This is a genomic window from Exiguobacterium sp. s122 (assembly GCF_018618475.1).
In the GTDB taxonomy this organism is placed as follows: Bacteria; Bacillota; Bacilli; order Exiguobacteriales; family Exiguobacteriaceae; genus Exiguobacterium; species Exiguobacterium himgiriensis.
Map to the genome: position 1 here is coordinate 444,317 of NZ_JACSMD010000001.1, position 26,347 is coordinate 470,663.

The 26,347-nt window shown below is 52.6% G+C and carries 31 protein-coding genes and 1 other annotated feature; of the genes, 18 read left to right on the forward strand and 13 right to left on the reverse strand.

The window, feature by feature from the left end; all coding sequences use genetic code 11:
• The first annotated feature begins 150 nt into the window (after window positions 1–150).
• The 3 genes from KNP92_RS02320 to KNP92_RS02330 all read left to right on the forward strand — a co-directional run bounded on the left by KNP92_RS02320 (window position 151) and on the right by KNP92_RS02330 (window position 4,245).
• Window positions 151–1,854 carry a methyl-accepting chemotaxis protein gene (locus tag KNP92_RS02320; protein WP_214836419.1) on the forward strand — a complete coding sequence of 568 codons (1,704 nt, stop codon included), beginning with the start codon at window positions 151–153 and terminating at the stop codon, window positions 1,852–1,854.
• A gap of 105 nt (window positions 1,855–1,959) precedes the next feature.
• Window positions 1,960–2,709 carry an SDR family NAD(P)-dependent oxidoreductase gene (locus KNP92_RS02325; RefSeq protein WP_214836422.1) on the forward strand — a complete coding sequence of 250 codons (750 nt, stop codon included), beginning with the start codon at window positions 1,960–1,962 and terminating at the stop codon, window positions 2,707–2,709.
• A 204-nt stretch (window positions 2,710–2,913) separates the two neighbouring features.
• Window positions 2,914–4,245 (forward strand): S1C family serine protease, encoded by a 1,332-nt coding sequence (locus tag KNP92_RS02330; RefSeq protein ID WP_214836425.1) that lies wholly within the window; start codon window positions 2,914–2,916, stop codon window positions 4,243–4,245.
• Window positions 4,246–4,283: 38 nt separating this feature from the next.
• Here the strand turns inward: KNP92_RS02330 and KNP92_RS02335 are convergent, their stop codons facing one another.
• Window positions 4,284–5,162 carry a tetratricopeptide repeat protein gene (locus KNP92_RS02335; RefSeq protein WP_251136363.1) on the reverse strand — a complete coding sequence of 293 codons (879 nt, stop codon included), beginning with the start codon at window positions 5,160–5,162 and terminating at the stop codon, window positions 4,284–4,286.
• 125 nt (window positions 5,163–5,287) lie between these two features.
• Between KNP92_RS02335 and KNP92_RS02340 the strand changes: the two genes are divergently transcribed.
• Together KNP92_RS02340 and KNP92_RS02345 are read left to right on the forward strand one after the other, a co-directional pair.
• On the forward strand, window positions 5,288–5,512 hold the full coding sequence (locus tag KNP92_RS02340; protein WP_214836428.1) for a DUF3221 domain-containing protein: 225 nt from the start codon (window positions 5,288–5,290) through the stop codon (window positions 5,510–5,512).
• Window positions 5,513–5,530: 18 nt separating this feature from the next.
• Window positions 5,531–5,695 carry a hypothetical protein gene (locus KNP92_RS02345; RefSeq protein ID WP_214836431.1) on the forward strand — a complete coding sequence of 55 codons (165 nt, stop codon included), beginning with the start codon at window positions 5,531–5,533 and terminating at the stop codon, window positions 5,693–5,695.
• Window positions 5,696–5,711: 16 nt separating this feature from the next.
• Here KNP92_RS02345 and KNP92_RS02350 read toward each other — a convergent pair whose 3' ends face one another.
• On the reverse strand, window positions 5,712–6,938 hold the full coding sequence (locus tag KNP92_RS02350; RefSeq protein WP_214836434.1) for a trypsin-like peptidase domain-containing protein: 1,227 nt from the start codon (window positions 6,936–6,938) through the stop codon (window positions 5,712–5,714).
• An 86-nt stretch (window positions 6,939–7,024) separates the two neighbouring features.
• On the reverse strand, window positions 7,025–7,936 hold the full coding sequence (locus KNP92_RS02355; protein ID WP_214836448.1) for a cation diffusion facilitator family transporter: 912 nt from the start codon (window positions 7,934–7,936) through the stop codon (window positions 7,025–7,027).
• 93 nt (window positions 7,937–8,029) lie between these two features.
• On the opposite strand from KNP92_RS02355, the gene KNP92_RS02360 reads away from it, so the two are divergent.
• On the forward strand, window positions 8,030–8,590 hold the full coding sequence (locus KNP92_RS02360) for an AAA family ATPase (RefSeq protein ID WP_214836451.1): 561 nt from the start codon (window positions 8,030–8,032) through the stop codon (window positions 8,588–8,590).
• Window positions 8,591–8,882: 292 nt separating this feature from the next.
• On the opposite strand, the gene KNP92_RS02365 is transcribed toward KNP92_RS02360, so the two are convergent.
• Complete coding sequence (locus KNP92_RS02365; protein WP_034817814.1) at window positions 8,883–9,206, reverse strand: hypothetical protein; 324 nt, start codon at window positions 9,204–9,206, stop codon at window positions 8,883–8,885.
• An 83-nt stretch (window positions 9,207–9,289) separates the two neighbouring features.
• On the opposite strand from KNP92_RS02365, the gene KNP92_RS02370 reads away from it, so the two are divergent.
• The 5 genes from KNP92_RS02370 to KNP92_RS02390 are packed head-to-tail and all read left to right on the forward strand — an operon-like array spanning window position 9,290 to window position 11,881.
• Window positions 9,290–9,511, forward strand: a complete 222-nt coding sequence (locus tag KNP92_RS02370; RefSeq protein ID WP_034817813.1) for a DUF6440 family protein — start codon at window positions 9,290–9,292, stop codon at window positions 9,509–9,511.
• Window positions 9,508–10,044 (forward strand): GNAT family N-acetyltransferase, encoded by a 537-nt coding sequence (locus KNP92_RS02375; protein ID WP_214836464.1) that lies wholly within the window; start codon window positions 9,508–9,510, stop codon window positions 10,042–10,044. The genes KNP92_RS02370 and KNP92_RS02375 overlap by 4 nt, the downstream gene beginning before the upstream one ends.
• 3 nt (window positions 10,045–10,047) lie before the next feature.
• Window positions 10,048–10,752 carry an ABC transporter ATP-binding protein gene (locus KNP92_RS02380; RefSeq protein WP_214836466.1) on the forward strand — a complete coding sequence of 235 codons (705 nt, stop codon included), beginning with the start codon at window positions 10,048–10,050 and terminating at the stop codon, window positions 10,750–10,752.
• Window positions 10,749–11,522 (forward strand): ABC transporter permease, encoded by a 774-nt coding sequence (locus KNP92_RS02385; RefSeq protein ID WP_214836469.1) that lies wholly within the window; start codon window positions 10,749–10,751, stop codon window positions 11,520–11,522. The genes KNP92_RS02380 and KNP92_RS02385 overlap by 4 nt, the downstream gene beginning before the upstream one ends.
• On the forward strand, window positions 11,519–11,881 hold the full coding sequence (locus tag KNP92_RS02390; RefSeq protein WP_214836472.1) for a VOC family protein: 363 nt from the start codon (window positions 11,519–11,521) through the stop codon (window positions 11,879–11,881). The genes KNP92_RS02385 and KNP92_RS02390 overlap by 4 nt, the downstream gene beginning before the upstream one ends.
• 35 nt (window positions 11,882–11,916) lie before the next feature.
• Here the strand turns inward: KNP92_RS02390 and KNP92_RS02395 are convergent, their stop codons facing one another.
• From KNP92_RS02395 to KNP92_RS02410, 4 genes are read right to left on the reverse strand one after another with little or no spacing between them, the layout of a single operon-like run.
• Window positions 11,917–12,258 carry a nuclear transport factor 2 family protein gene (locus tag KNP92_RS02395; protein ID WP_214836475.1) on the reverse strand — a complete coding sequence of 114 codons (342 nt, stop codon included), beginning with the start codon at window positions 12,256–12,258 and terminating at the stop codon, window positions 11,917–11,919.
• 22 nt (window positions 12,259–12,280) lie between these two features.
• Window positions 12,281–12,616 (reverse strand): DMT family transporter, encoded by a 336-nt coding sequence (locus tag KNP92_RS02400; RefSeq protein ID WP_214836478.1) that lies wholly within the window; start codon window positions 12,614–12,616, stop codon window positions 12,281–12,283.
• Window positions 12,617–12,627: 11 nt separating this feature from the next.
• Window positions 12,628–12,936, reverse strand: coding sequence for a DMT family transporter (locus KNP92_RS02405; protein WP_214836482.1), 309 nt, complete (start codon window positions 12,934–12,936; stop codon window positions 12,628–12,630).
• Window position 12,937: 1 nt separating this feature from the next.
• A complete protein-coding gene (locus KNP92_RS02410; RefSeq protein ID WP_214836494.1) occupies window positions 12,938–13,459 on the reverse strand; it encodes a TetR/AcrR family transcriptional regulator in 522 nt (173 codons plus the stop codon).
• Window positions 13,460–13,793: 334 nt separating this feature from the next.
• Between KNP92_RS02410 and KNP92_RS02415 the strand changes: the two genes are divergently transcribed.
• From KNP92_RS02415 to KNP92_RS02435, 5 genes are read left to right on the forward strand one after another with little or no spacing between them, the layout of a single operon-like run.
• A complete protein-coding gene (locus KNP92_RS02415) occupies window positions 13,794–14,792 on the forward strand; it encodes a siderophore ABC transporter substrate-binding protein (protein WP_214836497.1) in 999 nt (332 codons plus the stop codon).
• Window positions 14,793–14,833: 41 nt separating this feature from the next.
• Window positions 14,834–15,799 carry an ABC transporter permease gene (locus KNP92_RS02420; protein WP_214840174.1) on the forward strand — a complete coding sequence of 322 codons (966 nt, stop codon included), beginning with the start codon at window positions 14,834–14,836 and terminating at the stop codon, window positions 15,797–15,799.
• On the forward strand, window positions 15,796–16,857 hold the full coding sequence (locus tag KNP92_RS02425) for an iron chelate uptake ABC transporter family permease subunit (protein WP_214836500.1): 1,062 nt from the start codon (window positions 15,796–15,798) through the stop codon (window positions 16,855–16,857). Before KNP92_RS02420 ends, KNP92_RS02425 begins: the two co-directional genes overlap by 4 nt.
• Window positions 16,854–17,606, forward strand: a complete 753-nt coding sequence (locus KNP92_RS02430) for an iron ABC transporter ATP-binding protein (RefSeq protein ID WP_214836504.1) — start codon at window positions 16,854–16,856, stop codon at window positions 17,604–17,606. Before KNP92_RS02425 ends, KNP92_RS02430 begins: the two co-directional genes overlap by 4 nt.
• Before the next feature lie 23 nt (window positions 17,607–17,629).
• Window positions 17,630–18,352 (forward strand): ferredoxin reductase domain-containing protein, encoded by a 723-nt coding sequence (locus tag KNP92_RS02435; protein ID WP_214836507.1) that lies wholly within the window; start codon window positions 17,630–17,632, stop codon window positions 18,350–18,352.
• Between the two features lie 105 nt (window positions 18,353–18,457).
• Here KNP92_RS02435 and KNP92_RS02440 read toward each other — a convergent pair whose 3' ends face one another.
• The 3 genes from KNP92_RS02440 to trpE form a co-directional block, all read right to left on the reverse strand.
• Window positions 18,458–18,898 carry a small multi-drug export protein gene (locus tag KNP92_RS02440; protein WP_251136364.1) on the reverse strand — a complete coding sequence of 147 codons (441 nt, stop codon included), beginning with the start codon at window positions 18,896–18,898 and terminating at the stop codon, window positions 18,458–18,460.
• A gap of 298 nt (window positions 18,899–19,196) precedes the next feature.
• On the reverse strand, window positions 19,197–19,772 hold the full coding sequence (locus KNP92_RS02445; protein ID WP_214836510.1) for an anthranilate synthase component II: 576 nt from the start codon (window positions 19,770–19,772) through the stop codon (window positions 19,197–19,199).
• Window positions 19,769–21,100 (reverse strand): anthranilate synthase component I, encoded by a 1,332-nt coding sequence (gene trpE, locus KNP92_RS02450; RefSeq protein WP_214836525.1) that lies wholly within the window; start codon window positions 21,098–21,100, stop codon window positions 19,769–19,771. Before trpE ends, KNP92_RS02445 begins: the two co-directional genes overlap by 4 nt.
• 42 nt (window positions 21,101–21,142) lie before the next feature.
• Here trpE and KNP92_RS02455 point away from each other — a divergent pair, with 42 nt between their 5' ends.
• Entirely contained in the window at window positions 21,143–21,700 is a 558-nt protein-coding gene (locus KNP92_RS02455; protein ID WP_214836528.1) for a DUF3885 domain-containing protein, read from the forward strand.
• A gap of 5 nt (window positions 21,701–21,705) precedes the next feature.
• Window positions 21,706–21,938, reverse strand: a binding site (T-box leader).
• Between the two features lie 174 nt (window positions 21,939–22,112).
• Entirely contained in the window at window positions 22,113–24,797 is a 2,685-nt protein-coding gene (locus tag KNP92_RS02460) for a S8 family peptidase (protein ID WP_214836531.1), read from the forward strand.
• Between the two features lie 36 nt (window positions 24,798–24,833).
• Here the strand turns inward: KNP92_RS02460 and KNP92_RS02465 are convergent, their stop codons facing one another.
• Both KNP92_RS02465 and KNP92_RS02470 read right to left on the reverse strand, forming a co-directional pair.
• Window positions 24,834–25,526 (reverse strand): DUF4956 domain-containing protein, encoded by a 693-nt coding sequence (locus KNP92_RS02465; RefSeq protein WP_214836533.1) that lies wholly within the window; start codon window positions 25,524–25,526, stop codon window positions 24,834–24,836.
• Window positions 25,523–26,263: a polyphosphate polymerase domain-containing protein gene (locus KNP92_RS02470; protein WP_214836535.1), complete on the reverse strand. Its 741-nt coding sequence runs from the start codon at window positions 26,261–26,263 to the stop codon at window positions 25,523–25,525. Before KNP92_RS02470 ends, KNP92_RS02465 begins: the two co-directional genes overlap by 4 nt.
• Window positions 26,264–26,347 lie beyond the last annotated feature (84 nt).

Consider the following 26,347-nt stretch of genomic DNA (forward strand, 5'->3'; position numbering starts at 1 on the left):
TCGATTTTGAGACTTGGAAAATCAAAATATAGGTCAATTCCACAAAAAATTTAGGTAGAGATTGGAAAAGTATGTACAACATCCGATAAAACCCATGTAGTTCCAAAAAAAGAGAAACAGAGGTGGGAGAGGACTAGATCCTCGAATGACATGAAACGATTGAACACATTCTCGTTAACACAAAAATTGTTTAGTGCCATCGGTTTGATTCTTCTCATCGTGGCCATCGGCATGGGGTATACGTTATGGACCCTTCACAATGTGACGAGTCAATATGAAGCCATGATTGCCGAAGACGTCATGAAGATGAAAGCGGCAGACGACTTATCGCTCGGGATGGTCCGTCAGGCGTACGGCGTCCGCGGATACGTCCTCGTCCAAAATGACGAGCGACGGGAACAAATCACACAAGGCGGAGCCGAAAAGAAGGCGGCCATCGAGTCCCTCATCACATTGGCAAAGAGCGATGCGGAACGGACCGAGTATGAAAGTCTATTGTCGTATGCGACAGGATATGACGAATTGGCAACTCAAGCCGTGACGGCCGTTGATAATCAAGATCAGGAAGCGATTGATCGCCTCACGCTTCGTCTCATGCCGAACGTGACGAAATCCATTTCGGAAACAGGCGAAGCGTTACAAGCCGAAACGGAAGCAGATATGCTCGCCAAGCAAGTGGAACTGGAAAAGTTAGGTGGCAAAGCGGTCCTTTATACGTCAGCCATCGCGTTTCTCATTCTCTTCCTCACGCTTGGAGCTGGATACGTTTTGAAACAGATGGTCACGATACCGCTCCGATTACTCGCCAAAGAAGTAGACGTTGTCGCAGCGGGGGATTTGACCCGTGACAATCTCGACGCCTTGACGCGTGACGAAATTGGTCAGCTCATCGTCGGCTTCAACGGTATGAAACATAACCTCCGCGAGTTGATTGACGAAGTGAGCCGAAACGCCCAGGAAATCACGGCTCAGTCAGAAGAACTGTACGCGAGCACCGAAGAGATGTCGTCGCAGACGGAAGAAACGACGCGGATGATCGATCGAGTCGTCGAGGAGACGGTCGCACAAGCGCGAGAGGCGACGGGCAGTGCGAAAGCAGTCGCCGCAGCGGATGAGGGGGTCGACCAAATCGCCCGTTCCATCGGCACAATCAGTGAAGACGTCTCGACTAGCTTGAAGCTCGCCGAAGACGGCGGGGAGACGATTCAAAAAGCGAAACAAGAAGTGCTCGCCCTTGAGACCGAGACGCGACTGACAGGCGAGTCGATCGCGACGTTGAAACAACAGTCGGACGAGATCGCGATGATCACCGAGGTCATCCAATCGATCACCGACCAGACGAACCTCCTTGCCCTGAACGCTGCGATTGAAGCAGCGCGTGCCGGCGAACAAGGAAAAGGCTTCGCCGTCGTCGCAGAAGAAGTCCGAAAGCTCGCCGAACAATCGAAACAGTCGGCTGCCAAAATCGCCGGCTTGATCGAATCGATTCAAGTCCAGTCGAATGCGGTACTGACGCGTCACGAGATGAGCGCGAAGCGGGTCGAAGTGAACACCCGATTGCTCGAACAAGCGACGCAAGCGTTCAGTCAAATCGTTCAGCAGCTCCAGACGTCGGTCGAGAACACGCTCCACATTCGTAAGGCGTCGAGCGAGATTGCTTTGACGACGAAACAAGTCGCGACGGCCGCGCTCGGGATTGCGAGTGAGAGCGAACAGATGGCGACGACGATGCGGAACGTCGGGGAGACGAGTGACTCCCAGCTCGCGATGATTCAAGAGTTGAACGGGGTCGCCGAATCACTCGGCAACATGACGGGAGATCTCCAGACGTTGATTGGCAAGTTCAATACGTGATGAAAGCCGTCTTCGGACGGCTTTTTATACGTCCAAAGGATTCATCGATGCGTGTTTCGGGAATTGCCGAAAAGAATGCATTCTTAGAAGAAAAGGGGAAATGATATGAAGTATACGGTCATCACAGGTGCAAGTTCGGGAATCGGTTACGAAGCGGCAAAACGACTCGCGAAAGAAGGAAAGTCGCTCGTGCTCGTGGCGCGTCGTACCGATGAGCTCGAGAAGCTACGCAAAGAAATCAAGTCCATCTCACCGGATAGTGACGTCATCTTGAAGACGAACGACCTCTCGTATAGTGAGAACGTGTACGCGTTGTACGAGTCGCTCGCCGATCTCGACATCGAGACGTGGATCAACAACGCCGGGTTCGGGGACTCGAACTTCGTGAAAGACGCCGAAGTCGGGAAGATGGAGAACATGGTGAGACTAAACGTCGAGGCACTCACGGTACTGTCAAACTTGTACGTCCGCGACTATCATGACGTCGAAGGGGCGACGCTCGTGAACGTCGCATCGGTCGTCGGCTATCACATCGCCAAAAAAGGTGTCACGTATAGCGCAACGAAATTCTATGTCAGCGCGTATTCAGAGGGGCTTGCCCGTGAGTTGATGAACAACGGCGACAAGCTACGGGTGAAGGTGCTCGCGCCGGCGGCGACTGAGACCGGGTTCGCGAGCCGTGCCCGGGAAGAGGAAAACTTCGATTATAGTCAAAACGTCGAGAAATATCATACGGCCGAGGAGATGGCTGGTTTCTTGATGGAGCTACTCGAGAGCGACGAAGTCGTAGGCATCGTCAATCATGAGGATTACTCGTTCGAGCTGCGTGGACCGATTCATCCGTTTATGAAGTAAGCGAACATGAATCAATTTGTAAGGTACTTCGTTACTGCGAAGTGCCTTTTTTGTGTTGAGTAATTACCGTTTGTGAGAAGCTCGAGGTTGAATAAAAGAGTAATCAAATCTTAAGGAACGCATTTCCATTTCGCACGAAGAAAAAAACTTTTTGTCTGTTGCTTTTTTTATAATATGACTGAATTGAGGAGAGGAGGAAAATGTATGAAACGTTGGCTTAGTATCGCGTTAATAATCGTAATATTTTTAAATGGCTTTTCACATCCGGTCGATGCATCTCAAAAGCTAACCGTTACTCCTAAAACGGTTACATTGATGGCAAGTACTTCGAAAGTTGTAAAAGCTACTGCGTCTGGCGTGAAGAAACCTGTTTATATATGGAAGTCTCTAAATCCTAAAGTGGCGACCGTTGTGAATGGAAAAATCACAGGCAAGTCTGCCGGTAAAACAACCGTAACAGTTACCGTAAAAGGAACGAAACTTAAACAAAATGTTGCGGTGACAGTTACAAAACGAAAATATAACGCAACTGATCTATTCAAAATGGCGAATCCATCTGTAGCGTTAATTGAGATGCTAAACGATCGAGGACAAGTCGTTTCTTCAGGAAGTGGATTTGTCGTCAATAAGGGCGAGGTCGTGACAAATTTCCACGTGCTTCAAGGGGAAGAGAACGTGGAAGCAAAAGTTTCCTTCGCAAATGGCTCATTCATTCGCACAAACATAATTAAACGATACGATGAGACGTTAGATTTGGCTGTTCTCGATATTTCGCAAATTACGCCCGCCCCGCCAATCTTAAAAATGAACGGAACGAGAGTGTCGACGGGAGAGAAAATTTACGCATTAGGCAGCCCACGTGGGGTTAGCAACACGATTACGGAAGGAATGATTAGTAACAACAGTGTCGTGCTAGATGGTTTTGAATATTATCAGTTTAACGCGAGTACGACTTATGGAAATTCAGGAGGTCCGCTTTTAAATGTGTATGGTGAAGTGGTGGGCGTGGTTACCTGGATGTTTGAAAACTCTCAAAACATGAATTACGCTGTTCCGGTTCGTCAACTGGGATTACTCGACGCACGTCGAACGGCATTGATAGAAGACGTTCAAGTTCCAACCCTCCCTATTCCGGCTGGAAAAGGAGATACGTATGAAGAAGAACCAAACGGTGAGTGGATGAAGTCTGACATTATCCGTTTTGCCGATGGTTATATTCGCGGAAAGACATCGAACCTTGACGATGTTGATATTTATGTTTTTAACGTGGAAAGAAGGACGAAGTTAGACTTTTTTGGTGCATTTGGGGATGCACGAATTTCTCCATATTTCGCATTTGGAATTTTTGATTTAAATGAAGAACCCCTTGCATTTAGTGATCCGTTCGTTTCTACAAGCGGAAATGGGGTCACATATCAAACTTTGCAAATGACGGTTAATCCGGGAATCTACTTTTTAGTAGTCTTTCCGGTTAGTGGCTTACCTAGAACTGCTTACATGAATAAGGACTATCTGATTATGCATAAATTCCAGTAAGAAACAACCCGCCCCCATAAGGAAGGCGGGTTTGTTTATTAACGAATCGACCAATCCGCATAGCCACCCGTCACGCGATGCGTGAGCCGGTGGTACCAGTAACGGAGACGAAGGCGATAGACGTAAGATTTAGACGTATTCGGCAAGATGACGTTATTGACATATTCGGCGAACATGGCGCGGAACATTTGGTCTTCGCTGTCATCATACGTTGCACTCCACATCCCGTGTTCTTCGACCTCCATCAACATGCGAATCGTCTCATCGTCGAGCTGATCATTTTCGGGATTTTGTTGCACGAGCATGCCGACACGATGGCTACAAATCGAGGCGTAGAGCGAATGTGCGTGTGGATTACGTGGGTTAGCGTTCAAGTAACCGATGGCTGCCTTCATTAACTCATCGTTCATTTCGAGCGGAATCTCATCGAACACTTGGAAGAACTCAAGCAACATCGGCACGGTCTCTTCATTAAAGCCGGCGAGACGGACATAATGCATCAAATGGAGCGCCGCTTCCCCGTAAAATTTACGGTGGAAATAATGGATGGCGATGGCACGTTGCGTCATCGGGACGTTCGGATAGCGCTCGATGGCGCGCAAGTAGTGCTGTTCGGCTTCAAACGTGAAGCCGGAATCTTCGCTCAAAGCACCGAGAAGGCAAGGGATGATGTAGTGATCACCAAGTGAACTTGCCGCGTCGAGCACTTGTTTCGCCTGGTCGAACTCGCCTTCACGGATGAGCGGATAAGCGCGCATGGCCGGGAAGAAGGGGTCGGCAGGAAATAGGGATTCGCCGCGGGCGACGAGCGTCTCAATCGCCTGGGCGTTATAGTCCTCCATCAACTCTTCAAGGAGCATCATCTCGAGGAACGTCCGTTGAAATTCTGGGGTGTGTACATCGATGGTGTGTTTCATAAAAGTCCCTCCGTGCGTGTGTCATTGTTGCTTTATTATACAAGTGAATCGGCTTTCCGAGTAGAGTTTTTTCAATAAATGGGAAAAGAAAAGTATGGACTCGCTACAAGAAGGAGGAAGTGGAGATGGCCATCTTTACAGGGTATATTGTCGATCGTGAGGAAAGGAAGATTCGGGTCGCCAACGTGATGGAAGCCGAGCCGTTTGACGGGATTGTCTTTCACTTGGCAGAGGGATTTGAGCATGAGCCACCACTCGTCATTGGGCAACACGTCCGGGTCGAGCATGACGAGAAAATGACGCGCTCGTTGCCGCCTCAGGCGACGGCGCACCGAATTGATGTGCTATGATGAGATTGAGGTGAGGGTATGGGAAAGGGAAATATCATTTGGCTCGGTGCGGTCATCGGCTTTAGCGCCTTGCTCGTCTGGTTATTGCAGGACGTCATGCCGTTTTGGATGTTGTCGATCATCCTGTTGCTACTCGGCGGATTGCTTGGCAATATGCAACGAAAATTCAACAAAGACACGTGAAAAAGCACGTCTTCCGTTATTCGGAAGGCGTGCTTTCTTCGTCGGCAGGCTCATCGGACGATGCCGCTGGGTCTTCTTTCGGCTTGTCTTCGTTCGGTTTATTCTCTTTTGCTGGTAGTTCTTCCTTCGGTTTGTCGGTTGGTTTATTGTCTTGCTTCTTCACCGGCTTTTCGGTATCAGCTGCCGGTTTTTCCGGCTCGACCGGTTCGGCCGGTTCGGTCACTGGCGTTTCTGGTTCAGCCGGAGGTTCCGTCACAGGGGGCTCTGCCGGTTCGGTCACGGGTTCTTCTGGTGTAGCGGGTTCAGCCGGCACTTCTTCTTCCGGAGGTGGTGTCACTTCTGCGGGTTCTTCGACAGGCGGTGCCGGTTCGACCGGTTCAGCCGGTGCTTCTGGTTCGGGTGGTACCTCTGGCGCCGGCGCCGGTTCTTCAGCAGGAGCAGGGGTCGGATCTGGTGCAGGCGGTGCTTCTGTTACGGGCGCGTCTTTTGGTAGCGGTGAAATGGGTGCGACCGGTGCGAGTTCAGCGGTCGGCGGTGCCGGCGTGTCCGATTCGAGGAACGACTGGACGTCTTCCTGGAACAAGACGACCGGTAATGTCATTTCACGCAAGTGAATCGCAAGGACGCGTCCGTTCTCGGTCAGGAGTGGGCTCCCAATCGCGTAACGCGGCAAGTCGAAATTCCGTGAATAGCCAGTCTCATTGAACGTGACCGTTCCTGTGAGACGGTCTTTTGGCGTCATCGTCAAAAGCGCCTCGTCGTTTGCGGCAATCGCTTGGGTGAACGAGAACGGAGTAAGATCGACTTGTTCGATGCGGATGACGGCGATGGCGTCGTTTCGACCGACGACCGTGCCCGCCATCTCTTTTCCGTCATGTTCTATGACGATGTCCGTCAAGCCGGCCACGTTCGAGGCGGCCGTCAAGACGTCTTGCGGGCTGATGAGAAAACCGGTCCCGTTACTGACCGTAAACACGCTGTCTTGCAACGCGTCAAGGTCAGCAGGGTTTGCTGCATCTGCCGAGACGGTGTCATCCGTTACGTTGAGTCGGACTTTGTCCGCTAAGGAATCGGCCGAGCGCGAGCTATCTTTTAAATAAGCGTTCGTCACAACGGCAATGAATGCAATAAGAGCAATGGCCAATGGGGCGATGAACCAGCGATAGCGACGTGAGCGGTGACCACATGTCGGACAAGCGGTCGTTCGCGAGCGGGTTTTCGTTCCGCATTTCGGGCAGGTCACGAGGAAGGCACCTTCTTTCTCTAAAACATAAGATGTATGCCTATTCCTCAAATACTCGGGGGGTAAACAATAATTTGAAGGGTGTCTTATTCTGCCCAACGGTTGTCATGGGTGAATGACACGGTCAGCCATTTCTCATACGGTAAGAAGGCGAGCGCGTCGAACAACTGTTGCCGAATCTTGTCCTGGTCGGCGATCGTGTCGTACGGGTAGTCGCGTGGGACGACGAGGTCGATTTCAAGGAACAAGACGTTACCGGACTTCGTCGTGCGGACATACGTCTTGTCGACGTCGAACTGATGGGCGACTTGTAGCACGGTCAAGCGGATTTGATTGCTGTAAGGCGTGCCCGTGTCCATGTCGATCAGTTCTTTGATGGCCGTCCACATCTCGATGAGCGGGGTGCGGACGAGCCAAAGGGCGCTCAAGATGAGCATGACCGGGTCGATGTAAGGGGCGACGGCCTCGAACGAGAGCCAGACGAGCACTTGGGCGATGAGATACCCGATGAGACCGCTGACAGTGAGTAGCGTATCGAGCCGCCACTGTACGACTTCCGCCGTGACGAGTCCAGAGCTCGCTTTCATCTTGAAGCTGTTCAAATAGCGGTAGATGCTATACGAGATGCCGGTGCTGACGGCGAGGTAGACGAGGGCACCCCCAAGGACGAGGTCGTTTCCACCAGAGCGAATATCCTCGATTGCCCCGAGAACGGCATTGATGATCACGAATAAGAGCACGCCGTATTGGAACAAGATGATGAACGGTTCAATCGTGCTCTTGCCAAACGGGAAGCGTTTATCAGCCGTCAACATGAATAGGCCGGCCCGAAGCGAAATCCAGCTCATGATGACGCTTAAAAAGGAATAGACCCCGTCAAACAAGATGAACGACGAGGATAGCCAAAGACCGACGAGAATGCCGGCGATGGCGAAGAAGAGCGAGGCGAAAACGGAGACGCGTAAGACAAAGCGCTCGAGTTTTGGATCTTTTGGCATAGAGATGCCTCCTTCACTAAAATCACCATCCTATTCCCGGTTTCAGATGAAGCTATGTATGGTAAACTTTTGAAAAATAGAGGGGGAATCAGGATGAAATTTGTGATTTTGTTCGGCCCGCAAGCCGTCGGCAAGATGACGGTCGGGCAAGAGTTAGCGAAAGAAACGGGGTTGAAACTGTTTCATAACCATATGACAATTGACCTCGTTAGCCCCTTTTTTAGTTATGGGACGAAAGAGGGGCGTCGAATCGTCGAACTGTTCCGAGAAGAACTGTTCGAGTCGGTTGCGAAAAGCGACTTGCCGGGCATGATTTTCACGTTCGTCTGGGCGTTCGATATGGAAGAGGACTGGGCATACGTGCGACACGTGACGACGATTTTCGAGTCGCGCGGGGCTGACATTTATTACGTCGAACTCGAGGCGGACATCGAGGAACGGCTCATCCGGAACACGACCGAGAATCGGCTCATACATAAGCCGACGAAGCGGGACATCGCCTGGTCGGAAGGGGAGCTGAAGCAGACGGCGACGATGTACCGTTTGAATTCGCGGGACGGGGAATTCGACGTCGACAACTATTTACGGATCGACAACACGCATCTCAACGCGGAGACCGTCGCGGCGCGCATCAAACAACATTTCCAGCTATGACAAAAGCGAGCCCCTTCCCTGGGACTCACTTTTGTTATGCCCGCTAATCAAGAAAACATCGAGGGCAGTCGCTGGATTGAATGTTGTATTGATTAGCCTGGTGTATGAAGCGCTTCGATTTGCTCTTTCCATGTTTTATAACGATCAGCATGAATCGTGATTAACTTTCAAAGAGCTCTGCCTTCTCCTCTTTCGTAAGACCGCTGAAAAACTTTTTATGAACTTTCAATCGTTTTTCTTTGATTGGTAAAATTTTTTCAAACCATGTGACTGCCATTGGGGTATGTTCTGGTTAAGCGTTAATTGTATTTAAAAATTGCTCATATTCTTCAATAAGCTCTTCAGTGAGGGAAGAGGTGTCTATACCTCGACTTACATAGTCCGCCTCGGCAAGTTCTCTTGCCGTGATAGCCGGTGAGATTGTTTTAACGACCCCATACTCAGACGGCATTCTTTTCTCATCTAAAGAAACAAAATAGTAAATGTAGTTAGGTAAGCGAAACAATCTTTTTTTTGTATCTGTTGGCTGTGCGACATAAAGCCATACAACTTTTTCGGCATAACAATTCCAATCAGGTTCATGTATGGCGATAAGCATTTTGTCATACGTTTTCACGGGGCACCTCTGAGAAATTGTTTATTTTATCATTTTTAGTATAAAAGATATGATGAGAAGTAACTAGAGAAAGGCGGGATAGGATGTTGTTCAAAAAGAAAGCAGAAGTAGATGTAGAAGGTACGAAGCGATTCGTTGTGAAGCTGACAGAGCAGTTACCGGAACTCGGACAAGTAACGATTCTCGTCGACACCGCGACTGGCGTCAACTACATTCAAACGTGGGTCGGCACGAGCGGCGGAATCACACCCTTGGTTGATGCGAACGGTGATGTCGTCGTCGATGAGCTGTCACGACTGACATGAAGCAACTCGAAACGAATCGGCTCGTCTTGCGTTCCGTCACGCCAGCCGATGCCGCAAGCGTCTTATCTTATCTATGTAAACCGGAAGTTGTGGCGCATATGGGGCTTGAACCGTTCGCGACGTTAGACGATGCGTTAGAGGAGATTGCCTGGTACGATTCGATTTTGAAGGACGGGACTGGTTTCCGGTTCGGGATCACCATTAAAGGCCAGGACGTCGTCATCGGCAGTTGCGGGTTATTGAATCGTTCTGAGAAGCACCATCGGGCCGAAATCGGGTTTGAACTAAGTCCGGATTATTGGGGGAAAGGCATTGCCGGGGAAGCGCTCGAAGCCGTCGTCGCATACGGCTTTCGTGAGCTTCGCCTCATGCGGATTGAAGCGCTCGTTGAACCAGAAAATCACGCGTCGATGCAACTACTCGAACGACACGGCTTCTTGCAAGAGGGGTTGCTTCGAAGTTATGAGTTTACGCGCGGTAAGTTTGATGACTTGTATATGTATTCGCGATTAAATGACAGAAAGGGTCGATGAACGATGCAGATCATCGAGTTTAATGGCGTCAGTCACGGGGACATTTTACATAACGTGACGGGCTACTTCCGGGAAGGGCGTATCACGACGTTCGTCGGTCCGAGCGGGGCAGGGAAGACGACGTGTTTGAAACACATCAACGGACTGCTGTCTCCGGATTCGGGCGAGGTGTATTTCAAGGGAGAAAACATTCAAGAGCTCGACATCATCGCGCTCCGTAAAAATATCGGCATGGCGTTTCAAAGTGCACCGATGATTGACGGAACGGTGTATGACAATTTGAACTTACCGAAATCGATTTTCGGGGAGACGCTCGACCGGGATCAGGCGGTCACGCTGTTACGCGATGTCGACTTGACGGGAGAGATGCTTGATAAGCCCGTCAAGACGCTGTCGGGCGGGGAACGGAGCCGGGTCGCCATCGCTCGGACGCTCGTCAACGAGCCGGACGTGCTCTTGTTAGATGAGATTACGGCGAGTCTCGACTATCGGACGGTGAAAGAGATTGAACGGCTTATTGTCCGCCTCCAACGCGAATATGGGGTGACCGTCATTTGGATCACGCATGACTTAGATCAAGCGCGTCGTGTCAGTGACGACATGTGGTTTTTACGGAACGGCGAATTGATTGAGTTCGGGGACGCCTCGTTCATCGATGAGTCGGACAATCCGATGATCGGGCGGTTCGTGAGGGGGGAAGAGCTATGACGTTCGTTGAATTGATGACGTCACTCATTTTTGTGGCGATTCCGCTCGGACTGGCGCTTTATCTCAAGCTCGGACTCGAAAGTGACATCGTCATCGCGACAGTGCGTTCCATCATCCAACTGTTGGTGATCGGCTACATCTTGACGTTCGTCTTCGAGAGCGACAACCCGGTGTTCATGCTGCTGATGATCCTTCTCATGATCGGGGCGGCGACGCAGAATATTATCAAAAAAGGGGACGGCATCCCGGGCATCACGTGGATGATCGTCCTCACGCTCGTCACGGTCGAGGCGTTGACGATGGGGCTCATGCTTGGACTCGGGATCATCCCGTTCGAGCCGGACAAAGTCATCCCGATCAGCGGCATGGTCATCGGCAACTGTATGGTGTTGTCGCTTCTGTTCTTGAACAAGTTCAAAGACGAGGTCGAGCGGAGCGACGAGGTGATCGAGCTCGTCTTGTCGATGGGCGGGGCGCCGAAGACGGCGATCGACCGGAGCTTGAAGAACGCCATCCGCACGAGCATGATTCCGACCGTCGAGGCGCAAAAGACGATGGGGCTCGTGCAGCTTCCAGGCATGATGAGTGGTCTCATCATCGGCGGAGCTGACCCGATGGAAGCGGTGCTCTATCAGCTTCTGATCTTGTTCCTCATTTTGACGACGGCGACGATTTCAGCCGTCATGGTCGGGTACTTGGCGTATCCGCGTTTATTCAATGAGAAATTACAGTTTGTCGGATTGACCGTTCGGAAAGGGGAGACGACATGATCACAGGCATCCATCACGTGCAAATCACGATTCCGAAAGGGGCGGAAACGCAGGCCCGTGCCTTTTATTGCGGGGTACTTGAATTAAAAGAAATCAAGAAGCCGAACTCGCTTCAAGGGCGCGGCGGATTTTGGCTTCAAGTCGGTGACCAAAGCGTCCATGTTGGCGCAGAGGATGGCGTCGACCGACTTCAAACGAAAGCCCACGTCGCCTATGCCGTTACGGACTTGGCGGAATGGAACGTGAGACTTGAAGCGGAAGGGATTGAGCGCATCGCAGGCATCCCGATTCCCGGCTTTGACCGGTTCGAGTTCCGGGACCCGTTCGGCAATCGTGTCGAGATGATTCAGGCGATATAAAAAAGGGAGCACCCAACATGGGTGCTCCTTTTGTTTTACGGGATGGGCGTCCCTTGATGAAACTTCATCTTCCACGTTCCATCAATCCGGACCCAAATCGAACTACGAAGTGCGTTCGTTCCGGTCGTATGGTTCTCGGTCCGATACGTGGCGAGCACGACATCTTCCCGAATGACGTCAAGATGAAAATCAGACAGCGAGACGTCGATGTCGCCGAGGTCCATCGTATTCGTGTCCTCTTCTTTGTAGAGGAGGCGTCCGGAGCTGCCGATCTCAAAGAAATCTTCCGTCAACAGCTCCCTTAACCGCTCCGGTGACGAACGGACTTCTGACGTCAACAACAACCGTTCCTTCTCTTCGATCAATGGTGCGAGCATCGTGTCACTCCTTTCTGGACGGTCAACCGTGTACCGTATTCGTTTTCCCGAAATTCATGACGATGACACCGAGCACGATGACGATGAGTCCGATACTGTTCAATGTCGACAACACTTCGCCGTAGACGAACACGCCGATCAGCCCCGTCGCGACCGTGCCGAGACCGGCCCAGACGCTGTAGGCGATGCTGAGCGGGATCGTCTTCAAGACGATGCCCATGAGCGTGAACGAGACGGCGAAACTTGCGAGCAGAATCATGCTCGGAACGAGTTGTGTGAACCCGTCCGACAGCTTCAACATCGAGGTCCCGAGCACCTCGAACGCGATCGAGAACAGTAAGAATATATATCCTTTCATCCATGTCCCTCCTATACTTTCATCAACACGAGCCCGACGATGACGAGCCCGATGCCGGCGACGGTCTGTTTGCGGACTTGCTCGTTGAAGACGAGGAAGCCGATGAGCGCCGTCGCGGCCGTGCCGACCCCGCTCCAAAACGCATAGGCGAAGCTGAGCGGGATCGACAGGAGGGCGAGCGACAGCAAATAAAACGCCGTCACATAGCCGAGCGCGACCCCAAGAATCGGGAGACGGTTCGACGACGTCGCGTTGAGCTTGAGCATGCTCGAGCCGAACACTTCGGAGACGATCGCTCCGGCAAGATAGAGGAAGCCCATCTTAGCCACCTGCCTGTTCGAGCGCGTCACACTTCTGACGGAGGAGGCGGGCGGCCTCGTCTTTGAAGGCGTCGCTATAGCCGTACGTCAACGCGAACCAGAAGCCGTCGCACAACAGCCGGAGTTCGAGCACGCGCGGGTCGGCCCCATCGGCGAGAAAGCGTTCATCCCATCGGCGCGCCGCCTCGTTCCAGAGCTCACCGCTCGCGTCTTCTTGTGACGAGATGAAAACGGCGCTCAGACCGATTCGTGCCGCGTCCATATAGTCGAGTGTCGCCTGAGCGTAAGCTCGTGTGAACGGGTACGGTCCGTCCGTCATATGATGATGGATCCGTGTCTCGAACTCGGTGATGGCGAGCTCGTTCATTTGGCGGAGCAAATTGTCTTTCGTCTCGAAGTGGTAGAGCACACCGGCTTTCGTGATGCCGACACGTGCGGCGAGCCGCTCGAGCGATAACTGTTGGATGCCGTCCTCCCGAATCATATGGGCGGCCGTCTCGAGGAGTAATTGTTTTTTGTTCATCATGTTCACCTCATTTACTTTACTGAACGGTCAGTAAAGTGAATGTATCAATTTCCGTACAAAGTGTCGAGAAAAGGAGGTCTTATTTTCATTAGCTGGGATGTAAATATCATTTTGTCGTTATAAGGTAAGAAAAATATTTCCAATCTTTTTTTGACAATTTGGCATTGCGCATCCTTTTTTTGTTTGATATGCTTCTCAATGAAAACGACAATGATAATCATTATCAATGAGAAGGCGTCTACAAAGAGAGTTATACATAAAACAGAAACAGTGGACACGTTCGAGTTGAGATGATGGTCATTCAAACGAGATACATAAGGAGATGAACGGAATGGGGAAATTAAAAGTATCACTCATGTTGACGGTACTGATTTTTGTACTTGCCGCATGCGGCGGGACGACAGAGAAAGAACCAAACGAAGTTGAAGGTGCGGAGGCACCGAAAACGGTTGAAATCACAGATGCGCACGGTACGATCGAGGTACCGATCAACCCGGAGAAAGTCGTCGCGCTCGATAACCGAACGTTCGAGACGCTCGCGGCATGGGACATCGAACTCGCTGCGGCACCAATCGGGTTGTTGCCGGCCGAATCGCCATACGCGAAAAATGGCGACATCGCTGACGTCGGGATGCACTTTGAACCGAACCTAGAGGCGATTGCCGGCGTCGATCCAGACGTCGTCATCGTCGGACAACGCTTCGCCGACTACTACGAAGACATTAAGAAACTCGTACCGAACGCGGCCGTGATCGACTTGTACATCGACATCCCGGAAGATGCGGGCACACCAGGTGAGATTTTGGTCAAAGGGTTGACGGACACGACGCTCACGCTCGGAAAGATCTTCGACAAGAACGAAGAAGCGGCACAGCTCGTCGCAGACTTCGACGAGTCGATCGAAGGCGTGAAATCGGCCTATAACGCAGAAGACACAATCATGTCGGTTATCGTCTCAGGCGGAGACATCGGGTTCTCGGCACCGAATACGGGCCGCGTCTACGGACCGATGTATGATATTTTCGGCTGGACACCGGCACTAGAAGTCGAAAAGACGACAGGTGACCATCAAGGCGATGAAGTATCGGTCGAAGCAATCGCCGAAAGCAACCCAGACTGGCTCTTCGTCTTGGACCGTGATGCATCGCTTCAAAGTGAAGAAGGTGCCGTACCGGCGGCGGACGTCATCACTAACGCACCGGCGCTTCAAAAAACAACAGCCGTGAAAGAAAAGAAGATCGTCTATGCACCGAACGACACATACTTGAATGAGTCGATTCAAACGTACGCTGAAATGTTCAACGATATCGCGGCTGCGCTTGCGAAGTAAGGAGTGCTGTCGTGCATACACCACTAAATCGGGCTGAGACAATGTCTCAGCCCTCCTTTTCTACCATATGGACGAAGTCGTTTCTCTTCGCGACGCTCGTCGTCTTACTACTCGCAGTCTTATCGCTCTTTACGGGCGTGTATGATCTTCGTGCCGACTTCGACATGTTTTGGATCACGCGGGTGCCGCGTACGGTCGCCCTCATGTTGACGGGGGCCGCGATGGCGATGTCGGGGCTCGTCATGCAGCTCATCACGCAAAACCGGCTCGTCGAACCGACGACGACGGGGACGCTCGAATGGGCCGGGCTCGGGCTGTTGACTGTATACTTACTCGTCCCGGCTCCGACGCTCGTGATGCGGATGACGGGAGCAATCGTCTTCTCGTTTGTCGGGACGATGGTGTTCTTTTGGTTTTTGCGTTCGGTCAAGCTCCGCTCGTCGTTGATCGTCCCGATTATCGGGCTCATGCTCGGCGCCGTCATCTCGGCCGTCTCCACGTTTCTCGGTCTCTTCTTTCGAATGAGCCAGACACTTGAAGGTTGGTTCGTCGGCTCATTCGCCTCGGTTCAGGTCGGGCGCTATGAGTACTTGTGGCTCATCCTCATCGCGACGGTGCTCATCTTCTTGCTTGCGAACCGGTTGACGCTCGCGGGACTTGGGGAAGACGTCGCAACGAGCCTCGGGGTGAACTACAACCAGCTCATGATGATGGCGACCGGACTCATCGCCCTCTCGGTCGGGGTTGTCGCGACAGTCATTGGCAATTTACCGTTCCTCGGCTTAATTGTCCCGAACCTCGTCTCGATGTTTCGAGGAGACGACTTACGGAGTAACTTGCCTTGGGTGTGCGTCATGGGGATGGGGGCGATTCTCGTCTGTGATTTGATTTCGCGGACGATCATCGCACCGTTCGAACTTCCGGTCTCCCTCATTCTTGGGACGGTCGGCGCGTTCGTCTTCATCGGAATCTTACTAAAACAACGGAAGCGGGGAGGGGTTCGATGAGTACGGTCATCGAGAAAGAAGGATATGAAGTGGACGTCCGTCTGCTTCAAGAAAAGGAGCGGAGTGCGTCGGCGTTCCGTTCGAGACGAGAGGAGCGGCGCTATTGGCTCTTCCTCGCCGCCTTCATCATCGGTGGCGTGTTCTGTGCGCTCGGGTTGTTGCTTTACAATAACCCGGTCGCCCTCGACTCACCATCATTTTGGCCGGTCGTCGAGCGGCGCGTCGTCGCCGTCACGACGATGGCGATCGCGGCACTTTGTCAGAGCCTGGCGACCGTCGCCTTCCATTCCGTGACGAACAACCGGATTATCACGCCATCACTCCTCGGGTATGACGCCCTCTATTCGACGATTCAGACGAGTATGATTTTCTTCTTCGGGGCTGGTGCCTTAGTCGGCTTCACTGGGACGGGGGCGTTCTTGACGCAGGTCGGGCTGATGGTGCTCATGAGCCTCCTGTTGTATGGCTGGTTGTTATCGGGGAAATACGCCAACCTACAGCTCATGCTACTCGTCGGGATTATCATCGGGACCGGACTCAACTCGGTGTCGACGTTCATGCGCCGCATGCTCGCGCCGTCCGACTTTGATATCTTACAGGCACGGTTGTTCGGTTCGGTGACGAATGCGGACGCGGCCTACTTTCCGATCGTCATCCCGATCGTGATTGTCGTCGGGGTGTTATTGTACGCGTTCTCGAACCGACTCAATCTCGTCGCACTCGGGAAAGACGTGGCGACGTCGTTCGGCGTGGACCACCGAATGAGCGTCATCTATACGCTCATTCTCATCTCCCTTCTCATGTCAGTGTCGACGGCACTCATCGGACCGCTCACGTTCTTCGGCTTCTTGGTCGCGACGCTCAGCTACCAGGTCGCCTCGACGTATGACCACAAATACGTCTTCCCGATGGCGTTCGCGCTCGGCTTCTTCGTTTTGACGAGCGCCTACTTCTTCATGTACCACATCTTCAATACGCCAAGTGTCGTCTCCGTCATCATCGAACTGTTCGGCGGCATCATTTTCTTGGCAGTCATTCTTAAGCGGAGGTCCTTATGATTCAACTCGAACAAGTGAAAAAATCGTACGCAGATCACGTCCACATCGGACCGATCGACCTTGATATCCCGAAGGCGGGGTTCACGTCGCTCATTGGTCCGAACGGGGCCGGGAAGTCGACGACGCTCATGATGATCGGTCGTCTGCTCCATTTAGATGAAGGCCAAATTCAAGTTGCCGGCATGGACGTGTCGAGCACGAAGTCGAAAGACTTGGCGAAAATCATCACGATTCTCCGGCAAGAGAATCATTTCGTGACGCGCCTGACCGTGCGTCAACTCGCCGGCTTCGGTCGCTTCCCGTACTCGAAGGGACGGCTGACGAAAGAAGATGAGGCGATTATCTCGAAATACATCGACTTTCTTGATTTGACGCATCTCGAGCACCGTTACCTCGACGAGCTGTCGGGTGGTCAGCGCCAACGGGCGTATGTTGCGATGGTGCTCTGTCAGGAGACGGAATACGTGCTCCTCGACGAACCGCTCAACAATTTAGACATCGCCCGCTCGGTACAGATGATGGAATACTTACGGCACGTCGCCGACGAGTTCGGTCGGACGATCGTCACCGTGCTCCACGATATCAACTTCGCGGCGAAATACTCGGACCGCATCTGTGCGATGAAAGACGGACAAATTGCCGCGTTCGGGACGGTCGACGAGATTATGAACGGGGACATCCTGTCCAACATCTTCGAGACGAAGCTCGAGGTCATCCAAGGCCCGTACGGACCGATTGCGGTCTACTAATCATATAGAAGGAAGTGACGACGATGCAGATTTACTGGACACCAATTTTAGATGTCGTAAAAGAAGCGGCTGATACATATACGTTCCGACTCGAACGGCCGGACGGCTTCACGTGGGAGGAAGGGGCGCACACGCATTTCGCGCTCGAAGGGTTCAATAAAGAGGAGCGACCGAACCGGAGTCTGATTCGCCACATGTCGATCTCGACGTTACCGCGAGAAGGCGTGATTGGCATCACGACACGTATTAAAGAAGAATGTTCCGAGTTCAAGTCGATTCTCCGGAAAATGACGCTCGGTGAGAACGTTGCCATCTTCAAGACGCATTCGAACGTGCCGTTGAAGCGCGTCGGGAAGAACGTTTACTTGTTGTCGGCGGGTGTCGGGCTCGCGACGTTCCGTCCGCTCGTCCTCGACTATTTGACGGATGGGGAAGGGGTGCCGCACCTCCATTCGTTAAACGTCGACTCGTCGGCGAACTATCTATTTCAAGATGTCTTCACATCAACCGAGAAGTTCACAGCCGCGTTCGTCGATAGCCGCACTCGCTACCATGAAACGGTCAAGACGCTCGCACAGGATTTGGACGGACTATATTATGTCGTCGGGAGCGATGATTTCTTGCGTGAGACGATTGCGTCGTTGCGTGAGCAGGGAATTGCGCGCGAACAGATCGTACTCGATAAGCATGATGTTCAGCTGGATGCGTTTTTTACCGAAAGAGACGAAAACGTGATTTCTTCTTAATTCAGAAAATCAGATCTGGGTAATCTAGCGCAAAAAAGGGATCGGATTCATTCAACACAGAATGAGTCCGATCCCTTTTCGTGTCCCAAGGACGTCAGATGCGCCTCAGAACGTGAACTCGATGCCTTTCGAGGTGAGCCAAGCAATCAACACGCCATACCCGAAGATGCTGATGGCTGAATAGATGAGGAGGGTGGAGCGCCTCATCCCAATGGAATGGCCAATCACACCGACGACCCATGACCCGAGTAAGGGTGTGATGAGGAGAATCGACCAGCTACCATGCTCGCGCATCAAATGACTGAATCGGTGCTTCTCTAGGCGATCGAGCCAGCCGCTCAGACGTTTGAAACGATGGAGCCAATCATAGAAATAGGCGAGGAGAGGAACCGGTAAAAAGTTCCCGAATCCGGCCCAAAGCACCGCAGAGACATGATCGAGACCGAGTAACATCGTACTCGGGATAGCCAAGTAGATTTCGAACATAGGGAAGAATCCCATAAACCACGCAGTTGCAGACAGACTGATGTATTCAAACAGATTCATGTTGGTTCTCCTTAGTCTTCAGCATATTGTGAATAAACAGAAGTAGAAAGTTAATACGGTTTTATTTACATGGTAAGCTAGTTATAGACAAGTCAATGAACACTCATTTCATTTAGTTTACTTAACTTAACTATATCGTCACTTAAAATGAATTGCAAGGCTGAAAGGTTCTCATCGATAGGTCGAATCTTTCTTCTGATGTGATATGCGAAAACGCATCTCCGATTTCTTCGAAGACGCGCTCGATGGATCGATTCATCTTTTTTTAATCACGTTGTAGGAATAGACGGATGCTCCGTCAGACCGCGGACACATGCCCCGGTCTTTTCGCGCACCTCTCAACGAACCGCTCGAACACATCCCGTCCTTCGGGCGTCCCGATTGATTCAGGGTGGAACTGGACGCCATATGTCGGATGGTCAGGATGCTCGAGCGCCATAATGACACCGTCTTCTGTGCGAGCGGTGACGGGAAGTTTCGTCTCTTGGACGATGAGCGAGTGATAGCGCATGACGTCGAGCGATTCTCCATCAAACAAGACGGACGAGCTCGTCAAAATGCGCGACATCTTCCCGTGCATGACTTGATTTGCTCGGCCGACCGTCCCGCCGAACGCCTCGGCGATGACTTGATGGCCGAGACAGATACCGAGTATGGGAATCACGCCGGAGAGCTCCCGGACGACATCGAGCGAGATACCAGCGTCACGCGGGCCGCCGGGGCCAGGGGAGATGATGATCCCGGATGGATTGAGGTCCCGAATCGCCTCGACCGAGAGTTCATCGTTCCGGACGACGATGACGTCACTGAACCGGGCGACGTCTTGATAAACGTTATACGTGAACGAGTCGTAGTTGTCGATGAGTAGAATCATGCGAACACCTCCAGAAGGGATTTGGCCTTATGCAGCGTCTCTTCATATTCCGACACGGGGTTGGAGTCATAGACGATCCCAGCGCCGGCTTGCACATGGGCCGTGTCGCCTTGCACGATCATCGTCCGAATGGCGAGCGCGAAGTCGAAGCCGCCCCGGACGTCGAGATACCCGACCGCCCCGGCGTACACTTCGCGTTTTACCGTCTCGAGCTCGTCAATGAGTTGCATCGCCCGAATCTTCGGTGCCCCGGAGACGGTGCCGGCCGGAAGACAGGCACGCAACGCGTCAATCGGATTCAAGTCGTCACGCAGCTCGCCTGCGACTTCAGAGACGAGGTGCATGACGTTTTTGAAGCGCTCGAGCTCGATTTGTTTCGGAATTGTGACGGTGCCGACCTTTGCGACGCGGCCGATATCGTTTCGCCCGAGGTCAAGTAGCATCCGGTGCTCGGCGAGTTCTTTCTCGTCGGCGAGGAGCGACTCGCCGTGACGAATGTCTTCCTCGACTGTCTTGCCGCGCGGGCGAGTACCGGCAATCGGGTTCGTCGTCACCCGGCTCCCGCTTACTTGGACGAGGCTCTCCGGGGAGGCACCGAGGACAATCGCTTCCCCGAGATCGATATAGAATAAGTACGGGCTCGGGTTCTGTTTCCGGAGCGTCCGGTAAAAGTGGAACGGGTCACCGGTGAACGTCGCGTCGATCCGTTGCGACAAGACGAGTTGGAACACTTCGCCGGCGAGAATCGCTTCTTTCGCCTTCAAGACGCGTTCGATGAATTCCTCTTTCTCGGTCAAGATGCGCTCGCTCGTCCGAACGACCGGTTCGAGCGTGTGTGTCTGTGCCGTCTCGAGTTGGTGCTGAATCTCGTCGAGCCGCTCCATTGCGTTCGTCTCGCCGGTGTCGATCAAGATGACCTGTTCCTCGAGGTGATCATACAAGACGATTGTCTCGTAGCGTTGGAACAACGCATCCGGCAAACCACGCGTCTCGCTCGGCGTATTCGGGATCGGTTCATAGACGCGCTGCATGTCATAACCGATATAGCCGATGGCACCACCGATGAAAGGGTACGGGACGTCCGGAACGTCACGGGTGATGAGCGCGGACAAATGGGCGAGCGGGTCGTCCGTCTCAAGCGTTCCGTTTGCGTCCGAAACGCGCTTCCCGTCGACTCGTATCGTCTCGACCGGGTTCGCCGCGACAATCGAGTAGCGACCATGCTTGCCTTCGGCGCGGCTTTCGAGCAATACTTTTCGTTCACCTTCTAGACGGTGGAAAATAGCCACCGGTGTCAGTTCATCGCCATTGATGATTCGTTGTTCCATAAGATTGACCTCCTTATAATGGATAAAGAAAGGGGAAAGCACATGCAAATTTTAAGACCAGACGAGTTCTCATGTGACCCGTTGACACATCATATCGAGCTTGAAGAAGAATCATCACCTTACTTGAATTCGGACGTATTAAATCCGGCTTATTTTCAGTCGGTCGTGAAGAAGTCGCATGATCTGGTAGACGCCTTGTTCGAGGAAGGAGATCCTATCCTTCTCGTCTATCATGTATACGGTTCTCCGTTTCAACCGACATATCTGTCCCGATTCATTCGTAATCGAGAGGCACGGTACAACACAACGTTGACACAGACAGCTTTGGGTGAAGAAGCAGTTTGGACAGCTACAGTCCCGATTCCAGACAAGAAACAGCTTCGACTCCATTCGCTTTTAGAAGCGATTTGTCACCAAGACTTCCACTTCACGCCACGACTTTGTCGACGATGTGGCACGTGTCCTTCTGTACAACTCATTCATCGAACGAAAGGATACGTGTTATTTATTTATGATGACCGTGGCGCCTATATCCGTGGGACATCAATCGAACAACTTCAAGCCATCCAACAAAAAATCTCCTCGTCCTTCATGCCCTAACGGACATGAAGGACGAGGAGATTCCCCGTGTTGCCACCTTCGTTGAGAGACGACACGTCTCCCCACTCATCGCGAACGATCATTCGCTGTCCTCGTTAACGGGAGGACCCGTCAGAGCCTACGTATCGGTCTGAACGCTCAAAAGCCCATTCATGCGGGCGACGTCACCGGTTCACATCGACCACCGGCTTTCTGGAGACGCCACGTCCGCATTACTCTTCTTTCTCATCGCGAGTTCGTATGATGTTATCGTCACTTTACAGGTCAGAGGAGAACTTGTCAATACACAGACACACGAAAATCTTGAAATCGAGATGAAATCTTTTCGTAACATAATTGAAACATTTTCTGTCATATCCCGTATACTATATCCAAGGTGATTCACCTAATACTTGGAAAAGAGGGAAACAAGATGAAACGAATGGTGCAACGGACTGTTGCGACATTGCTCGCGCTCCTACTCGTCGTCTCGCTCGTCCCACCGCGCATTCATGCCGATGCCGGTGCCGGGATGAAGCAGGCGACACGGCTTGAAGCCGGAAAAGCAGTCGCCTTTACGACAGGCGTCGAACCGGTCAATACATACTGGTTCAAGATGGAACGAAACGGTCCAAGTGACATGACCCATATGGAGATTGTCATGGAAGCAACGAAACTCGCTCAAATTTCGGTCTATCCGAGCGCGGAGATGGCCGCGAAGGACGAGACGTTCTATCTGTATCGCTCAAGCGCCTCGAAAGAGGACGGCAAGGCGACGGTTCACCTCCCGTATGCATGGGAAGGACCATACTATGTGAAAGTCGAGTATATGCCGATGGAGACGCCGGACATGTACCCGCCGGAAGAAAGCTTCTCGCTTGAGGAAGAGGAAGATTCGGAAGAACCACCAGGTGAGCCGGATATGTCCGAGTTCGCCTCAGACATCGAGCTCGTCTATAATCCGGTTAAACTACCCGTGAAGTATGAACAACAAGAAGGCGGCATGTGTGCCGTCGAAACGATCTTTACGTCAGGAAACGACAAAAAGACGATGCTCGAGTTGATTCGTCGCGTCCAGACAGGTGTCCTCAACCAGTCGGAGGAAGGGCGTGAGCTCGCGGCACTCTACTACCGCGCTTCGCCATATCTCGTCAAAGCGGTCACGTTCGATAAAACGAAACGTCAAGCGGCCTATCAAGACCTCGTGACGTTAAAACCGCTCTTGACGGCACTCGTCGACCAGAAACAGCACACGGTATCAGCGAAAGAGGCGACCGCGATTAACCGTCTGCACGGACTCGTCAACCAGAGCGTACCGGAAGGCTTGAAGGCGGATATCGCGACGGTCGCAGGGAACGTCGGCATGGATCAACTCGCGGGCACACCGCTCACGGACGTGTTCAACCGCGTTGGCATCACAGTGAACGTCTCGGACGCGCCGCGTTATATCGTCAAATACAAGTCGTCACCGAGCCAATCGATTGGCAAGATGAACGCGCTACGTGACGTCTCGGCCGAACGTCTCTCAATCGGGGCATCGGGTGACCACTTCGCCCTCGTCGACGTCGAGGCTGCCACGTCGAAGACGCAAGCATCCGCCCAGGCGATGTTGAATAACGACCCGAACGTCGAGTATATCGAGCCAATCGAGAAATACTCCGCGTTCATGGCCGACCCGACGTACAGCTATCAATGGTCGGTCAACAGCCGCTCCATCTTGAAGCCGTTCGCGGATGCGGGCATCGGGCTCGACAAGTATGAGGCACTTAAACTGAAGGCCCGTACTGTCAAAGTCGCCGTACTCGATACCGGGGTCGACCACCGACTCCTCGACTTGAAAGGAAAAGTCGATGTCGCGAACGGCAAAAACTTCGTCGACCCGAACGGGGAAGGCGATGCGATCGATGATCACGGTCACGGTACACACGTCGCCGGCGTCATTGCAGCTACGCAAAACAACGGCACATCGATGCGCGGCATGATGCCGAACGTCTCAATCTTGCCGGTCAAAGTACTCGATTCATGGGGTTCTGGGGAAACGGACCAAATCGCACTCGGTATCAAGTACGCTGTTGATGCAGGGGCGAAAGTCATCAACATGAGTCTCGGGGGTTCAGAGAGCCGCACGATCGGTTACATGTTGAAGTATGCCCATGACCGCGGCGTCATCGTCGTCGCAGCAACAGGGAACGACGGGCAGTCACTCGTCTCGTATCCGGCCTCATCGAAGTATACGATCTCGGTCGGCGCGACGAACACGTTCGGTCTCGTCAGCGACTATTCAAACTTCGGCATTAACGTCGACGTCGTAGCTCCGGGATCGAAAGTCGCGAGTCTCGTACCGGATGGTAACGTCGTCTATATGGACGGGACGAGCATGGCGACACCACACGTCGCCGCGACAGTTGCACTTCTCGTATCACAGCACCCACGGATGACGGTCGAAGGTGCTCGCTCAATCCTTCGCCGTTCGGCTGAACCACTCGCCTTCACAGGTGGCGACGCGCCAAAAGATCCGCGCATGTCTGATGGGATGCAGTACGTGCTCGACGAGTTAGAGACGCCGCTTCTCCCGTACTATGACGTCGTCAGCGGATACGGGAAAGTAAACGTTTATCGTGCCGAGTCGATGCTTCAAATCGCGCCGAAGCCTGGTCGCGTGTTCGACAACGCGCCAGTGTTCACGGTCGCCGCGAAACCAGGAACGGTCGTCAACGTCTATAACGGAACAAAACGTATCGGTTGGGGAACGGCTCGAAACGGAAACGTGACGATGTCGCTCTCGCCACAAAAACCGGGCACCGTGCTCCGTGTGACGTATACGAACGGTTCGCTCTTCACAGGCGAGCGCATCACGGTCGCGAAAGGACTCCGTCCGAACGCACCGACTGTCACGGCACCTCGTGCGAACGCGAAACAAGTGTCCGGGAAAGCACAAGCCGGCATGACGGTCGTCGTCCGAGACGCGCAAAAACGCGTCATCGGCAAATCGAAAGTGACACTGAATGGTACGTACACGGCGAAGACGCGCGCATTGAAAAAAGGTGAGCGCTTATCCGTCCATGTGGAAGATGTGACGAAAAAAGTCAGCAAGATCACGACGGTCATCGTCAAATAAAAAATCGGTCCTCTCGCGAGGGCCGATTTTTTTATGTTAGAAGATTTCCGTATTCAAATAGTTGACGGACACTTTCAAATTGCCATTCATCTTGCGGAGCTCGTCGATAATTTGCTTGTCTTTGACGCCGTCTTTGTTTTGGACGATATAGACGAGCTGGATCATCGTGCCGAGGTTCGTCGTCTCGACCGAACGGAGCGCGTAATACTTGTAGTGCGCCGACAGCACCCCGTCAAACGCCGTCTCGTCATGCAAGTTCTCGGGCACCGTGATCGACAGCCGCTTCTTGTCCGAGCCGCCGCGACCGAAGTCGAACGTATACAAGAGGAGAATGATGACCGACAGCGACACGGTGAACAGGATGGCGAGTATGTAGAAGCCGAGGCCGCACGAGATGCCGGCCGCCATGCCGAAGAAGATGAAGGCGATGTCTTTCGGATCGCTCATCGCGCTCCGGAAGCGGATAATCGAGAACGCCCCGACGAGTCCGAAAGCGACGGCGACGTTGTTGCCGATGACGATCATAATGACCGATACGGTGACACCCATGATGATGATCGTCTGGACGAACGATTGCGAGTAGCGGGCGCCGGTATGGGTCCGTTTATACAAATAAGCGATGCAAAGCGTCAAGATGAAGCTGAGGAAGATGGCTGCGGCCGCCTCGAGCACGGTAAGGCGCGAGGTGACGTCGGCGAGCTGGCGTACTTCGTTAAAGAAAGCGGTCATGACAAAATCCTACCTTCACTTAAGTTTTCGTGTTCCAACAATTCGACACTCGTACAGAACTTCGAGACGCTCTGTTTGTTGCATTCGAGGTCCGACAAGATGCGGGCGAGCCAGAACGGGACGACTTCAGACACTTTCACTTCAAGGACGACGAGCCCGGGGTCGATAAAGTGAAGCCCTTCTGGCCCATGCTCGATTCGGAGGTCATCGTTTCGACACATGAGGTTATAGTCGAACGTGACGCGGAGGTCTTTCTCGAACGTCCCGGAGAACGCTTGACGGTCATAGCTGACGACCGTGTTCGGCACCAGGTCGTACAAGTGTTGGAAATGGAGCGCTTCTTTCAAAATCTGCGGGTTCGACGCCTCGACCGTCTCGAGCGGTTTATGCGGGTCGCGCAAAATGTCGTACGCCTGATGGAGTGGAAGAATCGACCGGCGCTTGTTGACGACGTTTTTGAACTTCTGCTTCACTTCGATGAACGAAGCGCTGCCGAGGTCGGCTTGGTCGTACACCCGGAGACGCAACTTTTGGCGGAACGGGAGCTTGTTGCGCGTCTCGTAATAGATCGACTTGTCGCTTGAGTCGAAATAGAGGCTAACGATGTTATATTTCCCTTCGGGGTTGCCGTACGTATCATAATGCATGTAGGGCATGATGAGCTCACGGAGCTCAAGGTACTTGGCAAATGGGATTAAATACTTGATCTCGTATCGCTTAAATATCTCTTGGGCCACGGTGTCTCTCCTTCGTTAGGGATTGTTAAAAAATTGTTAAGGTGTGTTAGAATTTAAGTATACTGTTACAATACACGATTCGCA

Coding starts and splice junctions, on each gene's coding strand:
- KNP92_RS02320 (WP_214836419.1), top strand. CDS start 151: ATGAAACGATTGAACACATTCTCGTTAACACAAAAATTGTTTAGTGCC.
- KNP92_RS02325 (WP_214836422.1), top strand. CDS start 1,960: ATGAAGTATACGGTCATCACAGGTGCAAGTTCGGGAATCGGTTACGAA.
- KNP92_RS02330 (WP_214836425.1), top strand. CDS start 2,914: ATGAAACGTTGGCTTAGTATCGCGTTAATAATCGTAATATTTTTAAAT.
- KNP92_RS02335 (WP_251136363.1), bottom strand. CDS start 5,162: ATGAAACACACCATCGATGTACACACCCCAGAATTTCAACGGACGTTC.
- KNP92_RS02340 (WP_214836428.1), top strand. CDS start 5,288: ATGGCCATCTTTACAGGGTATATTGTCGATCGTGAGGAAAGGAAGATT.
- KNP92_RS02345 (WP_214836431.1), top strand. CDS start 5,531: ATGGGAAAGGGAAATATCATTTGGCTCGGTGCGGTCATCGGCTTTAGC.
- KNP92_RS02355 (WP_214836448.1), bottom strand. CDS start 7,936: ATGCCAAAAGATCCAAAACTCGAGCGCTTTGTCTTACGCGTCTCCGTT.
- KNP92_RS02360 (WP_214836451.1), top strand. CDS start 8,030: ATGAAATTTGTGATTTTGTTCGGCCCGCAAGCCGTCGGCAAGATGACG.
- KNP92_RS02370 (WP_034817813.1), top strand. CDS start 9,290: ATGTTGTTCAAAAAGAAAGCAGAAGTAGATGTAGAAGGTACGAAGCGA.
- KNP92_RS02375 (WP_214836464.1), top strand. CDS start 9,508: ATGAAGCAACTCGAAACGAATCGGCTCGTCTTGCGTTCCGTCACGCCA.
- KNP92_RS02380 (WP_214836466.1), top strand. CDS start 10,048: ATGCAGATCATCGAGTTTAATGGCGTCAGTCACGGGGACATTTTACAT.
- KNP92_RS02385 (WP_214836469.1), top strand. CDS start 10,749: ATGACGTTCGTTGAATTGATGACGTCACTCATTTTTGTGGCGATTCCG.
- KNP92_RS02390 (WP_214836472.1), top strand. CDS start 11,519: ATGATCACAGGCATCCATCACGTGCAAATCACGATTCCGAAAGGGGCG.
- KNP92_RS02395 (WP_214836475.1), bottom strand. CDS start 12,258: ATGCTCGCACCATTGATCGAAGAGAAGGAACGGTTGTTGTTGACGTCA.
- KNP92_RS02400 (WP_214836478.1), bottom strand. CDS start 12,616: ATGAAAGGATATATATTCTTACTGTTCTCGATCGCGTTCGAGGTGCTC.
- KNP92_RS02405 (WP_214836482.1), bottom strand. CDS start 12,936: ATGGGCTTCCTCTATCTTGCCGGAGCGATCGTCTCCGAAGTGTTCGGC.
- KNP92_RS02410 (WP_214836494.1), bottom strand. CDS start 13,459: ATGAACAAAAAACAATTACTCCTCGAGACGGCCGCCCATATGATTCGG.
- KNP92_RS02415 (WP_214836497.1), top strand. CDS start 13,794: ATGGGGAAATTAAAAGTATCACTCATGTTGACGGTACTGATTTTTGTA.
- KNP92_RS02420 (WP_214840174.1), top strand. CDS start 14,834: ATGTCTCAGCCCTCCTTTTCTACCATATGGACGAAGTCGTTTCTCTTC.
- KNP92_RS02425 (WP_214836500.1), top strand. CDS start 15,796: ATGAGTACGGTCATCGAGAAAGAAGGATATGAAGTGGACGTCCGTCTG.
- KNP92_RS02430 (WP_214836504.1), top strand. CDS start 16,854: ATGATTCAACTCGAACAAGTGAAAAAATCGTACGCAGATCACGTCCAC.
- KNP92_RS02435 (WP_214836507.1), top strand. CDS start 17,630: ATGCAGATTTACTGGACACCAATTTTAGATGTCGTAAAAGAAGCGGCT.
- KNP92_RS02440 (WP_251136364.1), bottom strand. CDS start 18,898: ATGAATCTGTTTGAATACATCAGTCTGTCTGCAACTGCGTGGTTTATG.
- KNP92_RS02445 (WP_214836510.1), bottom strand. CDS start 19,772: ATGATTCTACTCATCGACAACTACGACTCGTTCACGTATAACGTTTAT.
- trpE (WP_214836525.1), bottom strand. CDS start 21,100: ATGGAACAACGAATCATCAATGGCGATGAACTGACACCGGTGGCTATT.
- KNP92_RS02455 (WP_214836528.1), top strand. CDS start 21,143: ATGCAAATTTTAAGACCAGACGAGTTCTCATGTGACCCGTTGACACAT.
- KNP92_RS02460 (WP_214836531.1), top strand. CDS start 22,113: ATGAAACGAATGGTGCAACGGACTGTTGCGACATTGCTCGCGCTCCTA.
- KNP92_RS02465 (WP_214836533.1), bottom strand. CDS start 25,526: ATGACCGCTTTCTTTAACGAAGTACGCCAGCTCGCCGACGTCACCTCG.